Here is a 13,445-nt window from a genome sequence, read left to right on the forward strand (position 1 = left end):
AAATATGATGTGAGAATAAGAAAACACGACAATGCCGGTCGAGCACTTATCCAACAACTGACACAACACAAAACAATTTCAATCTAGTTATCCCTTCGGGGGGGGCGCCGCCCCCGCCCGCGCCCGCGGGGGCGGGGGGGGCCCCGCGGCCCCCCCGCGCGACGCGCCCCCATGCAAGGGCCTGCCATGACCGACCTGACCCCGCGCGAGATCGTCTCCGAACTCGACCGTTTCATCATCGGCCAGAAGGACGCCAAGCGCGCCGTCGCCGTGGCCCTGCGCTCGCGCTGGCGGCGTCGCCGGCTCGCCGACGATCTGCGCGACGAGGTGACGCCCAAGAACATCCTGATGATCGGCCCCACCGGGGTCGGCAAGACCGAAATCTCGCGCCGCCTCGCCACGCTCGCGCAGGCGCCCTTCATCAAGGTCGAGGCGACGAAATTCACCGAGGTCGGCTATGTGGGCCGCGACGTCGAACAGATCATCCGCGATCTGGTGGAAAGCGCCATCGTGATGATCCGCGACCGCCGCCGGGACGAGGTCAAGCCCCGCGCCCATGACGCCGCCGAGGACCGGGTGCTCGACGCGCTCTGCGGCGCCGACAGCCGCGACGCCACCCGCGCCATGTTTCGCAAGAAGCTGCGCGAAGGTCAGCTCGACGACAAGGAGATCGAGATCGACATCGCCGATTCGACCAACCCGCTGCAGATGCTGGACCTGCCGGGCCAGCAGGGCGGCATGGGGATGCTGAACATCGGCGACATGCTGGGCAAGGCGTTTTCGGGGCGCACCGCGCGCCGGCGCATGCGGGTCGCGGACAGCTACGAATTGCTGGTCGCCGAGGAGGCCGACAAGCTGGTGGACCAGGAAACCGTCACCCGCGACGCCATCGAGGCGGTGGAGCAGAGCGGCATCGTGTTCCTTGACGAGATCGACAAGGTCTGCGCCCGCGAAGGCGCGCGCGGCGGCGATGTCAGCCGCGAGGGCGTGCAGCGCGACCTGCTGCCGCTGATCGAGGGCACCACGGTGGCCACCAAGCACGGCGCGGTGAAGACCGACCATGTGCTGTTCATCGCCTCCGGCGCGTTTCACATCGCCAAGCCCTCGGACCTGCTGCCCGAATTGCAGGGCCGCCTGCCGATCCGGGTGGAGCTGCGGGCGTTGACCGAAGCGGATTTCGTGCGCATCCTCACCGAGACCGACAACGCCCTGACCCGCCAGTACAGCGCGTTGATGGCCACCGAGCAGGTCGAGGCCGCCTTCACCGACGACGGCGTCGCGGCGCTCGCCGAGATCGCGGCGCAGGTCAACCGCAGCGTCGAGAACATCGGCGCGCGCCGCCTCTACACGGTGATGGAGCGGGTGTTCGAGGAACTGAGCTTCGCCGCGCCCGACCGCGCCGGCGACAAGGTGGTGATCGACCGCGCCTATGTGGAGGACCGCCTCGCCGACCTCGCCAAGACCGCCGATGTCAGCCGCTACGTGCTATGAACATGCAGCTCGCGTAGGGCGGATCCCGATCCGCCATTGGGGCGGCGGGGCCCCCCGGCGCAACTTCGGGCCGGGGCCCGGCCCCGAAGCCCCCCCCCCAGAAGGCCCCCGGAAGGCCCCCGGAAGGCCCCCGACGCCTCGCAGGAAAGACCGCGCCCATGTCACTCCGGCTCTACGAGCACCCCAAGCCTCCCCCGAGCCTCGCACGGCTGGCGGCGAACGCCTCCCTGCGCCGCCTCAATCTGCTGCGCACGGTCTGGCGGGGCACGCGCAACCTGCTGGAATTCTTCCACCCCGAACTGATGGATCGCCCCTATATCGTCTCGCATGTCTCGGGCGAGCAGGTGATCTCGGTCAACGACGCCGACATCGCCCGCCATGTGCTGCTGGATCGCGCCGACATCTTCCCCAAGGGGCGCATCTACCGGGTGTTCTTCGGCGATTTCCTCGGCGAAAGCTCGCTGACCATGGACGGCGAGGCCTGGCGCACCCGCCGCCGCCTGATCAACCCCGCCTTCAACGCCCGGGCCATGCGCGGGGTCGCGCCGGTGGTGGAAAGGCATCTGGCCCAGATGCTCGACGACTGGGACGCGGCGATTCCGCCGGACGGCGAAGCGGTCATCGACCTGCACAAGAGCGTCTCGCGGCTGGCCATGCGCATCGCCATGGAGGCGTTCTTCTCCACCTCGCTGGGCGGTCGCGCCGATGAACTGGGCGATCTGATGGGGCGAATCATCGCCGATGCCGGCGCGCCGCCCATGCCCGACCTGCTGAACCTGCCGCCGTGGTTTCCGCGCCGCTCGCGGCGGCGGGCGCTGGGCTGGCTCGGCGAACTCGACGCCTATCTCTACGAGGTGATCGACGCGCGCCTGGCGCAGCGCGAGGCGGGCGAACCCGAGACCCCGGACCTGCTCGACATCCTCGTGCACGCCAAGGACAAGGAAACCGGCGCGTTTCTGGATCGCAGGGCGATCCGCAACGAGGTCATGACGCTGTTTGCCGCCGGGCACGAGACCACCGCCCTGTCGCTGGTCTGGGGGCTTGACCTGCTGGCCCGCGAAACCGCCTGGCAGGACCGGCTGGCCGAGGGGATCGCAGGCGCCTTCGACGCCCCCCCGAACGCGGCGCAGGCCAGGACCGCGCCCATGGTCGCGGAGACCTACGAGGAAATCCTGCGCCTTTACCCGCCGGCGTTTTCCATCGGGCGGCAGGCCGAGGCCGACAACCAGATCGGCGATCTGAAGATCCCGGCCGGGGCGCGGATGCAGGTGGCGATCTTCATGCTGCACCGCAATGCGCGCTACTGGACCGATCCGGGCCGCTTCGACCCCGAACGCTTCACGCCCGAACGCCGCGCCGGGCGCCACCCCTTCGCCTATCTGCCCTTCGGCGCCGGGCCGCGCATCTGCGTGGGGCTGGCGCTGGCGAAGATGGAGGCGCATCTGACCCTGGCCCGGGCGCTGCCCCGCTTCCGGCTGCTGCCCGCCGGGCCGCCGCCGCGGCCGCTGGGCAAGATCACCCTGCGCACCGAAGGCCCGGTGTTCTTGCGCCTGCGTCGCAGAACATGAATTCCTTCGTGAAATCCCGCGCCGGATCGACGTGAGCGCGCCGCGCCGCGCCCCAGCGCCCCCGATCCTGCGATTCGCCCGCGACAACGCCCCGTGGCTGGGGGCCGGCGCGCTGATGACCTTCGGGTCGAGTTTTGGGCAGACCTTCTTCATTTCGCTGTTCGCGGGCGAGATCCGCGCCGAATTCTCGCTCAGCCACGGCGAATGGGGGGCCGCCTACACGACGGGCACCATGGCCTCCGCGGCGCTGATGCTCTGGGCCGGGGGGCTCACCGACCGGTTTCGCGCCCGGACGGTGACGGTTCTGGTGCTGTGCGGTCTGGCGCTGGCGGCGCTGTCCATGTCGCGGGTGGCGGGCTGGTGGGGATTGGCGGGGGCGATCTTCGGGCTGCGCTTCTGCGGGCAGGGGATGCTGTTTCATACGTCCATCGTGTCCATGGGACGCTGGTTTCACGCGACCCGCGGCCGCGCGGTGGCGCTTGCCAATCTGGGCTACGCAACGGGCGAGGCGGCGCTGCCGGTGATCTTCGTGCTGCTGATCGGGCTGATCGGCTGGCGCGCCAGCTGGATCGTCGCGGCGGGCGCGGCGCTGGCGCTGGCGCCGCTGGCGCTGCGGCTGCTGCGCGCCGAACGCACGCCCCGCAGCCAGTCGGCGCAGGGGCAGGCGCCGGGCATGGAGAACCGCCACTGGCGCCGCGCCGACGCGCTGAAACACTGGCTGTTCTGGGTGACCTTGCCGGGATTCCTCACCCATCCGGCGTTTTCCACGGCGTTCTTCTTCCAGCAGGTGCAGATCTGCGTGGAGAAAGGTTGGGATCTGGTCGATTTCGCCTCGCTCTACCCGATAGCGGTGCTGTCGGCGATCGGGTCGATGTTTCTGGGCGGCTGGATCGCGGATCGCTTCGGCAGCGCCCGGCTGCTGCCGATTTTTCTCGCGCCCATGGCGCTCGGCTTTCTGGCGGCCTGGGGCTTCGAGGGGCTGTGGGCGGGGGGCGCGGCGCTTGCCGGGCTCGGCATGATGCAGGGGCTGAGCACCGCCGCCAGCGGCGCCTTCTGGCCGGAATTCTACGGCACGCGGCACCTGGGCGCGATCCGGGCGGTCGCGTCCTCGACGATGGTGTTCGCCACGGCGCTTGGGCCGGGGATCTCGGGCTGGCTGATCGACGCGGGCGTGCCGGTGACGTCGCAGCTGGCCTGGATGGCCGGATACGCGCTGCTCATGTGCGGGCTGTTCGCCTTCGCGATGCATCGCGTCGGCCGGGCGCCGGGCTGACCCCTGGCGGCGAAAATCCGCGCGTCGCGGGCAAAAGACCGTAGCGTCTTGACAGTCGCGCCGAACAAACCCAGCCTTGCGGCAATCAAAATCGGCGCCGGCGCGCAGAACCCGCCGCCGGCGCCCAACAACAGAGAGGACTTCTTCCATGGATCTGAAGCGAAGGCTTGCCGTATTCGGCCTGACGCTGGCGCTCGCCGCCCCCATCGGCCTCGTCGGCGGCGGGGCGCTGGCGGAAACGCCGCCCAACATGCTGGTGATCGCCACCGAGATCGACGACATCACCTCGCTCGACCCGCAGGAAAGCTTCGAATTCTCGGGCTCGGACATTCTCAACAACATGTACGGTTCGCTGGTCAGCTTCGACCCCAACGACCTCAGCACCGGCTACCAGCCCGACATCGCCGAAAGCTGGACCGTGTCCGATGACGGGCGCACCTTCACCTTCAAGATCCGCAAGGGCATGACATTCCAGTCGGGCAACCCGGTGACCGCGAAGGACGTGGAGTACTCGCTGCGCCGCGCGGTGGCGATGAAGAAGACCCCGTCCTTCATCATCACCCAGTTCGGCTTCGCGCCCGACAACATCGAAACCACGCTGAAGGCGCTTGACGACGACACCTTCCAGCTGGTGACCGACAAGCAATACGCGCCCTCCTTCGTGCTCAACTGCCTGACCGCGACCATCGCCTACATCGTCGATTCCGAGACGGTGAAATCCCATGAGGCCGACGGCGACTGGGGCAATGGCTGGCTGCGCACGAATTCAGCCGGATCGGGCGCCTACACGCTGATCAACTGGAAGCCCCAGGAAAGCTATTCGCTGAAGTCCAACCCCGATTACTGGCGCGGCGAACCGGCGATGAAGCGGGTCATCGTGCGCCATATCGGCGAAAGCGCCACCCAGCGCCTGCTGCTGGAAAAGGGCGACGTGGACATTTCGCGCAACCTCAACCCCGAGGACATCAAGGCGGTCGAGGCCAATGGCGACCTGGCGGTGGACAGCGATCTGCGCGGCCGCATCATGTATGTGTCCTTCAACCAGAAAAACCCGATCCTCGCCAACCCCAAGGTGGTTCTGGCGATGAAATACCTGATCGACTACGACGGCATGGCGGAGTCCTTCCTCAAGGGGCAATACGCGGTGCATCAGGCGTTCCTGCCGCTCACCTACATGGGCGAACTGAAGGACAAGCCCTACAGCCTCGACATCGAGAAGGCCCGCGGGCTGCTGGCCGAGGCCGGCTACGCCGACGGGTTCGAGGCCGAGATCATCGTGCGCACCGCGCAGGAACGCATCGAGATCGCCCAGACCCTGCAGAACACCTTCGCCAAGGTCGGCATCAAGCTGAGCATCACGCAGGGCACCGGCAAGCAGACGCTCAGCCGCTACCGGGCGCGGGAATTCGACATCTACGTGGGCGCCTGGGGGCCGGATTATCCCGATCCCCACACCAACGCCGACACCTTCGCCGACAACCCCGACAACCGCGACGAGGCCAAGCTGACCGGCAAGCTCGCCTGGCGCAACGCCTGGGACATCCCCGAGATGTCAAAGGCCACGCAGGCCGCGGTGGTCGAGCTTGACGCCGCCAAGCGGGCGCAGATGTACGTGGACATCCAGAAGCAGCACCAGAAGGTCGCCCCCTTCGCCGAGATGTTCCAGAAGATCGAACAGATCGGGCGCCGCGCCAACGTCAAGGGCTTCGTCACCGGTTCGGCGATCACCGCCGCCTATTACTGGACGGTGACCAAGTAGGTGTCTGGCGCATCTGCGACCAAGGCCGGGCGGCGCGGGTTTCTCGCGCCGCTTGGCCGTCTGCTGGGGCGGCGCGGCAGGGGCGTGCTCAAGGCCGCGTTGTCGGTGCTTGTCACCATGATCGGGCTGCTGTTCGTGACCTTCGTCATCGGCCGGGTGATGCCCATCGACCCGGTGCTGGCGGTGGTGGGCGAACGCGCCTCCAACGAGGTCTACGAAGCCGCCTACAAGGCCATGGGGCTCGACAAGCCGCTGATCGTGCAGTTCGGGATCTTTCTCGGCGACGTGTTCAGCGGCGATTTCGGCATGTCGACCCTGACCGCGCGCCCGGTGTCCCAGGATATCGCCCGGGTGTTCCCCGCGACGCTGGAACTGGCCACCTTCGGGGTGATCATCGGGGTGGTCGCCGGGGTGCCGCTGGGGGTGCTGGCGGCGGTCAACCAGGGCCGCTGGCCGGATCAGTTCGTGCGCCTGTTCGGGCTGTTCGGCTATTCCATGCCGATCTTCTGGATCGCGCTGGTGGGGCTGATGATCTTTTACGGCCAGCTTGGCTGGGTCGGCGGGCCGGGGCGGCTCGACGTGTTCTATCAGGACATCATCCCGCAGGTCACCGGCATGATCCTGATCGACAGCGCCATCGAGGGCGATTGGGACATCTTTCGCAACGCCTTCAGCCACATCATCCTGCCGGGGTTGATTCTGGGATATTATTCAATGGCCTATATCAGCCGCATGACCCGCAGCTTCATGATCGAGGAACTGTCGCGCGAATACGTCACCACCGCGCGGGTCAAGGGACTGAGCGAATCCGCGGTGATCTGGCGCCATGCGCTGGGCAACGTGATGATCCCGCTGATCACCGTGATCGCGCTCAGCTACGCCAATCTGCTGGAGGGCTCGGTGCTGACCGAGACCATCTTCGCCTGGCCCGGACTGGGGCAATACATCACCGTCGCGCTGCTGAGCGCCGACATGAACGCCGTGCTGGGCGGCACCGTGGTGGTGGGGCTGGTCTTCGTGGGGCTGAACATGCTCTCGGACGTGCTCTACCGCCTGGTCGACCCGCGCGCGCGCAACTAGGAAACCGGTCATGAGCAACGCAACCGAGGGCGCGGAGCAGGACGCCGTCCAGCGCTGGCGCGACTGGCTGATGACCGACACGCCGCGATCGCGCATGCAGGCGCGGCTGAGCCAGATCTGGCTGGGCTGGCGGTCCTTCGCGCGCAACCCGCTGGCCATGGCCGGGCTGATGATCCTGATCGCGCTGGTGCTGGCGTCGATCTTCGCGCCGCTGCTGGCCACCCACGACCCCAACGCCACCGACCTGGCGGCGCGGCTGACGCCGCCGGGGGCGGGCGGGTTCCTGCTGGGGTCGGACGAACTGGGCCGCGACATCTACAGCCGCATCATGCACGGGGCCTCGATCACGCTGATGATCGTGGCGCTGGTGGCGGCCACGGCGCCGGTGATCGGGCTGCTGGTGGGCACCGCCGCCGGGTATCTCGGCGGCTGGGCCGACATGGCGCTCATGCGCATCACCGACATCTTCCTCGCCTTCCCGCGGCTGGTGCTGGCGCTGGCCTTCGTCGCGGCGCTGGGCGCGGGGATCGAGAACGCGGTGCTGGCCATCACGCTGACCGCCTGGCCGCCCTATGCGCGGATCGCGCGGGCCGAGACGCTGACCATCCGCAAATCCGACTTCATCGCCGCCATTCAATTGCAGGGCGCCGGCCCCTTGCGCATCATCACCGGCCATATCTGGCCGCTCTGCATGTCATCGATCATCGTGCGGGTGACGCTGGACATGGCGGGGGTGATCCTCACCGCCGCGGGGCTCGGGTTTCTCGGGCTCGGCGCGCAGCCGCCGCTGCCGGAATGGGGGGCGATGATCTCGGCGGGGCGAAGGTTCATCCTCGATCAGTGGTGGGTGGCGACCATGCCGGGGCTGGCGATCTTCATCGTATCGCTGGGCTTCAACCTGCTGGGCGACGGGCTGCGCGACGTGCTCGACCCCAAGAAGTCCGGATCATGAGCGATCTGCTTCGGGTCGAGGACCTCTGGGTCCGCTTCGCCACCCGCACCGGCGGCACGGTGGAGGCCGTGCGCGGCATTTCGTTTTCGGTGGGCCGCGAACGGGTCGGCATCGTCGGCGAATCCGGGTCGGGCAAATCCATGACCGGACGCGCCATCCTGCGCCTGATTCGCCCGCCGGGGCAGGCGACGTCGCGGGTGATGACCTTTGACGGCGCGGACCTGAACGCGCTCAGCGAAAGGCGGATGCGGGCCATTCGCGGTCAGAAGATCTCGATGATCATGCAGGACCCCAAATTTTCGCTCAACCCGGTGATGAGCGTCGGGCGCCAGATCGAGGAGGCCTATCGCCTGCATTCCGGCGCCTCGCATCGCGACGCCAGGCGAAAGACCATGGAGATGCTGGAGGCGGTGCAGATCCGCGACCCCGAAAAGGTCTCGGCCATGTATCCCAACGAGGTGTCGGGCGGCATGGGCCAGCGGATCATGATCGCCATGATGCTGGCCCCCTCGCCGGACCTGCTGATCGCCGACGAACCGACCTCGGCGCTTGACGTCACGGTGCAGATGCGGGTGCTGCGGATCATGGACCGGCTGGTGCGCGACCGGGGGATGGGGCTGATCTTCATCAGCCATGACCTCAATCTGGTGGCCACCTTCTGCGACCGCATCCTGATCATGTATGCCGGGCGCATCGTCGAGACCTGCCGCGCCGACAAGCTGCACGAGGCCAGGCACCCCTATACGCGCGGGCTGCTCAACGCCCTGCCGATGCTTGACGATCCGCGCCCGCGGCTTGAGGCGCTGCAACGCGATCCCGCGTGGAAGGAGGCCCCGAGTGTCGATGGTTTCGCCTGAATCGGCGCCGGATTCGGGCGCCGCCCTGACGGTCGGGAACCTCACCGTCAGCTTTGACGGCGTGGCGGTGGTGCATGGCGCGACCTTCGCGGTGCCCGAGGGCGGGGCCTTCGGGCTGGTGGGCGAATCCGGGTCCGGCAAATCCACCATCCTGCGCGCCATCGCCGGGTTGGCCAGGGATTGGCGCGGGCGCATCGTCGTGGAGGGGCGCGAACTGGGCCACGCCCGCGACGCGGATTTCTTCCGCACCGTGCAGATGGTGTTCCAGGATCCCTACGCCTCGCTGCACCCGCGCCACACCGTCGACCGCACCCTGTCGGAACCCTTGCTGCTGCACAGGTTCGACCGGGTGGAGCAGCGCATCGAACAGGCGCTGGATCAGGTGGGGCTGGGGTCGGCGTTTCGCTTTCGCTACCCGCATCAGCTGTCGGGCGGCCAGCGCCAGCGGGTGGCGATCGCCCGCGCGCTGATGCTGTCGCCGCGCATCCTGCTGCTCGACGAACCCACCTCGGCGCTCGACGTGTCGGTGCAGGCCGAGGTGCTGAACCTGCTCAACGACCTGCGCGCCGAACATGGCCTGACCTATCTGCTGGTGAGCCATGATCTGGCGGTCATCGCCCATATGTGCGAGCGTCTCGCGGTGATGAAGGAAGGCGTGATGGTGGAAACCCTCACCGCCGAAGCCATGCGCGCCGGCGAGCCGGCCGAGCCCTACACCCGCGATCTGCTGATCGCAAGCAAGGGCTATTCCGCGCTTGAGGAGGCCGAACCGAATGACCGCCCATGATCCGCTCGCCGATCCGGTGCAAGTGTTCGACGGCCACAACGACACGCTGATGAAGCTGGAGATCGCCGCGCGCCTGAACCTGCCGCGGGATTTTCGCGGCGACGCCGGCGCGCCGGGCGACCGGCTCGACATCGACCTGCCGCGCGCGCGCAAGGCCGGGTTCGCGGGCGGGCTGTTCGCCATGTACACGCCGTCGCGGCTTGACGATCTGGCCGCCCCCTATGACCGCGGCGACCCGGCCAATTTCGCCGCCGTGCCCCAGCAGGCGGCGCTGAGCTTCACGCTGGCGATGTTCGCGCGGCTGCGGCGCCTGGCGCGCGACCTGCCCGACGACCTGGCGATCTGCGCCGGCGCCGGCGCGGCGCGCGCCGCGATGGAGGCCGGGCGCATCGCCGTCATCCCCCATATCGAGGGCGCCGCCTGCATCGACGCGGATTTCAACGCGCTGGAGATCCTGCACGCCGCCGGGCTGCGCTCGCTGGGGCTGGTCTGGTCGCGCCCCAACGCCTTTGGCGACGGCGCGCCCATGGCGATGCAGGACCCGGTGCGCCCGGGGCGCGGGCTCACCGAAGCGGGCAGGGCGCTGGTGGGCGAATGCGAACGGCTCGGCGTGCTCGTGGATCTGTCGCATCTGACCGAGGCGGGGTTCTGGGACGTGGCCAAGATCGCCGCGCGGCCGCTGGTGGCGAGCCATTCCAACGTGCACGCGATTTCGCCCAGCGCGCGCAACCTCACCGACCGGCAACTGGCGGCGGTGGCCGAAAGCGGCGGGCTGGTGGGGCTGAATTTTCACGTCGGGTTTCTGCGCGAGGATTGCGACGAGGGCGCGGACGCGCCCATGGCCCTGATGTTGCGGCATCTGGATCGCATGCTTGAAATCCTCGGCGAGGACGGCGTGGCGCTGGGCTCGGATTTCGACGGCTGCGAACTGCCCTCGGAAATCGGCGACGTCACCGGGCTGTCGCGGCTGGTGGCGGCGATGCGCCAGGCCGGCTACGGCGAGGCGCTGATTGCAAAGATCTGCCGCGAGAACTGGCTGGCGGCGTTGGATCGCGCCGGCGTCGGGGCCTGAGCCGGCGGGCGAATGACCGGGTTGAATGACGGGTTGCGAACAGGATAGAACAACACCATGAACATCATTGATCTGAAAGACAAAACTGCGATCGTCACCGGCGGCGCCCAGGGTATCGGGCGGGCCGTGGCGGAGCGGCTGATCGGGTCCGGCGCGCGGGTGACGATCTGGGACGCCGACGCGGATCTGGGGGCCAGGACCGCCGCCGCGATCGGCGCGGACTTCATTGCGCTCGACGTCACCGACTGGAACGCGGTCAGCGCCGCCGCGGCGCTCAGCGCGAAAGCCATGGGCCGCATCGACATCGCGGTGAACAACGCCGGCATCGCCGGGGCCAACGCGCCGCTGGCCGATTACCCCATCGACGAATGGCGCCGGGTGCTGGACATCGATCTCGACGGCGTGTTCCATTGCCTGAAGGCGGTGACGCCGATCATGACCGCCAACGGCTACGGGCGCATCGTCAACGTCGCCTCGATCGCCGGCAAGGAGGGCAACCCCAACGCCAGCGCCTATTCGGCGGCCAAGGCCGGGGTGATCGCGCTCACCAAGTCGCTGGGCAAGGAACTGGCGGCGCATGACATCGCGGTGAACTGCATCACCCCGGCGGCGGCGCGCACCGCGATCTTCGATCAGATGAGCGAGGCGCATATCGGCTACATGCTGGCCAAGATCCCGCGCGCCCGCTTCGTCGAACCCGCCGAGATCGCGGCGATGGTCGCCTGGCTGTGTTCGGGGGAATGCAGCTTCACCACCGGCGGGGTTTTCGACCTGTCCGGCGGGCGCGCGACCTACTGAAACCGCGCGGCGTCCGGCGCAGGGCGGCCCGGTTTGCGCCGTGTCGCCCTTGCGTCCGTCACAGCTTTCAAGTTTTCTGGCGTCATCCATTCCGGGCCGCTGACTGGGCCCGCAACAAGGAGGTTAATCAAAATATGAAAACTCTCACCAGATTTGCGGTCACCGCCGCAGCGGCCGCTCTCATGGCGGCGTCGGCGCAGGCCAAGACGCTCGTCTTCTGCTCGGAGGCCTCGCCGGACGGGTTCGACCCGGCGCTTTACACCTCGGGCACCACCTTCGACGCGTCCTCGCGCCAGCTTTACAACAAGCTGGTGGAATTCACGCCGGGCACCACCAAGATCGCCCCGGCGCTGGCCGAAAGCTGGACGGTCTCCGACGACGGGCGGGAATACACTTTCAACCTGCGCAAGGGCGTCAAGTTCCACAGCACCAAGTATTTCACCCCGACGCGGGACTTCAACGCCGACGACGTGGTGTTTTCCTTTGAACGCCAGCGGCTTGCGGATCATCCTTACAACAACGCCTCGGGCGGCACCTGGGAATATTTCGCCGGCATGTCCATGCCCGACCTGATCAAGTCGGTCGAGAAGGTGGACGAGCGCACCGTCAAATTCGTGCTCAACCGGGCCGAAGCGCCGATGATCGCCAATCTGGGCATGGATTTCGCGTCGATCCTGTCGGCCGAATACGCCGACGCGATGCTGAAGGCCGGCACGCCCGAGATGCTCAACCAGCAGCCGGTGGGCACCGGGCCGTTCCAGTTCGTCGCCTATCAGAAGGACGCGGTGATCCGCTACGCCGCCAACCCCGACTACTGGCAGGGCAAGGCCGCCATCGACAATCTGGTGTTCGCGATCACCACCGACGCCTCGGTGCGCTACCAGAAGATCAAGGCCAACGAATGCCAGGTGATGCCCTATCCGAACCCGGCGGATCTGAAGGCCATGGCCGAGGATCCGGACATCAACCTGATGCAGCAGGAAGGGCTGAACGTGGGCTACATGGCCTACAACACCCAGGTGGCGCCGTTCGACAATCCCAAGGTGCGCAAGGCGCTGAACATGGCCATCAACAAGCAGGCCATCATCGACGCGGTGTTCCAGGGGTCGGGCAAGATCGCCAAGAACCCGATCCCGCCCACCATCTGGTCCTATAACGAGGCCACCGTCGACGACCCCTACGACCCCGCCGCCGCCAAGGCGATGCTGGAGGCCGAGGGGGTCAAGGATCTCAACATGGAGATCTGGGCGATGCCCGTGCAGCGCCCCTACAACCCCAACGCGCGGCGCATGGCGGAGCTGATGCAGGCCGATTTCGCCAAGATCGGCGTGACGGTTGAAATCGTCTCCTACGAATGGGGCGAATACCTCAAGCGCTCCAAGGCGCTGGACCGCAAGGGCGCGGTGCTGCTGGGCTGGACCGGCGACAACGGCGATCCCGACAATTTCCTCGCGGTGCTGCTGGGCTGCGACGGGGTCGAGCATTCCAACCGCGCCCAGTGGTGCTACCAGCCCTTCGAGGACCTGATCCAGAAGGCCAAGATCACCTCGGATCAGGCCGAGCGCGTGAAGCTCTACGAACAGGCGCAGATCGTGTTCAAGGACCAGGCGCCCTGGGCCACCATCGCCCATTCGATCGTCTACAAGCCGATCCGCAAGGAAGTCAAAGGCTTCAAGATCGACCCGCTGGGCGGCCACATCTTCTACGGCGTGGATCTGGACCAGTAGGCCGCGATCCGGTTTGACGAGGGGCCGGGCGGCGACGCCCGGCCCGCATGCGCGACGCGCAGCGATTTTTTTTTGGGGATT

11 protein-coding genes are annotated in these 13,445 nt (G+C 67.5%); all 11 read left to right on the forward strand.

The annotated features are described in order from the left end of the window. The first annotated feature begins 186 nt into the window (after positions 1 to 186). The 11 genes from hslU (at position 187) to AC1HC7_RS16225 (ending at position 13,364) form a co-directional block, all read left to right on the forward strand. The gene (hslU, locus tag AC1HC7_RS16175; RefSeq protein ID WP_479496538.1) at positions 187 to 1,491 is read left to right on the forward strand and encodes an ATP-dependent protease ATPase subunit HslU; all 1,305 of its coding nucleotides are present in this window, start codon (positions 187 to 189) and stop codon (positions 1,489 to 1,491) included. A 158-nt stretch (positions 1,492 to 1,649) separates the two neighbouring features. Beyond that, the gene (locus AC1HC7_RS16180) at positions 1,650 to 3,059 is read left to right on the forward strand and encodes a cytochrome P450 (protein WP_479496537.1); all 1,410 of its coding nucleotides are present in this window, start codon (positions 1,650 to 1,652) and stop codon (positions 3,057 to 3,059) included. A 31-nt stretch (positions 3,060 to 3,090) separates the two neighbouring features. Beyond that, the gene (locus AC1HC7_RS16185) at positions 3,091 to 4,332 is read left to right on the forward strand and encodes an MFS transporter (protein ID WP_479496536.1); all 1,242 of its coding nucleotides are present in this window, start codon (positions 3,091 to 3,093) and stop codon (positions 4,330 to 4,332) included. 148 nt (positions 4,333 to 4,480) lie between these two features. After that, positions 4,481 to 6,091, forward strand: a complete 1,611-nt coding sequence (locus tag AC1HC7_RS16190; protein ID WP_479496535.1) for an ABC transporter substrate-binding protein — start codon at positions 4,481 to 4,483, stop codon at positions 6,089 to 6,091. Positions 6,092 to 6,151: 60 nt separating this feature from the next. Beyond that, the gene (locus AC1HC7_RS16195; RefSeq protein WP_479496540.1) at positions 6,152 to 7,171 is read left to right on the forward strand and encodes an ABC transporter permease; all 1,020 of its coding nucleotides are present in this window, start codon (positions 6,152 to 6,154) and stop codon (positions 7,169 to 7,171) included. Between the two features lie 10 nt (positions 7,172 to 7,181). After that, positions 7,182 to 8,123: an ABC transporter permease gene (locus tag AC1HC7_RS16200; RefSeq protein WP_479496534.1), complete on the forward strand. Its 942-nt coding sequence runs from the start codon at positions 7,182 to 7,184 to the stop codon at positions 8,121 to 8,123. Continuing rightward, positions 8,120 to 8,980: an ABC transporter ATP-binding protein gene (locus AC1HC7_RS16205; protein WP_479496533.1), complete on the forward strand. Its 861-nt coding sequence runs from the start codon at positions 8,120 to 8,122 to the stop codon at positions 8,978 to 8,980. Before AC1HC7_RS16200 ends, AC1HC7_RS16205 begins: the two co-directional genes overlap by 4 nt. Further along, a complete protein-coding gene (locus tag AC1HC7_RS16210) occupies positions 8,967 to 9,767 on the forward strand; it encodes an ABC transporter ATP-binding protein (RefSeq protein WP_479496539.1) in 801 nt (266 codons plus the stop codon). The genes AC1HC7_RS16205 and AC1HC7_RS16210 overlap by 14 nt, the downstream gene beginning before the upstream one ends. After that, entirely contained in the window at positions 9,754 to 10,839 is a 1,086-nt protein-coding gene (locus AC1HC7_RS16215; RefSeq protein WP_479496532.1) for a dipeptidase, read from the forward strand. Before AC1HC7_RS16210 ends, AC1HC7_RS16215 begins: the two co-directional genes overlap by 14 nt. Before the next feature lie 57 nt (positions 10,840 to 10,896). Continuing rightward, positions 10,897 to 11,637, forward strand: coding sequence for an SDR family NAD(P)-dependent oxidoreductase (locus tag AC1HC7_RS16220; protein ID WP_479496531.1), 741 nt, complete (start codon positions 10,897 to 10,899; stop codon positions 11,635 to 11,637). 134 nt (positions 11,638 to 11,771) lie between these two features. Beyond that, positions 11,772 to 13,364: an ABC transporter substrate-binding protein gene (locus AC1HC7_RS16225; RefSeq protein WP_479496530.1), complete on the forward strand. Its 1,593-nt coding sequence runs from the start codon at positions 11,772 to 11,774 to the stop codon at positions 13,362 to 13,364. Positions 13,365 to 13,445 lie beyond the last annotated feature (81 nt).

The organism is Oceanicella sp., assembly GCF_056449545.1.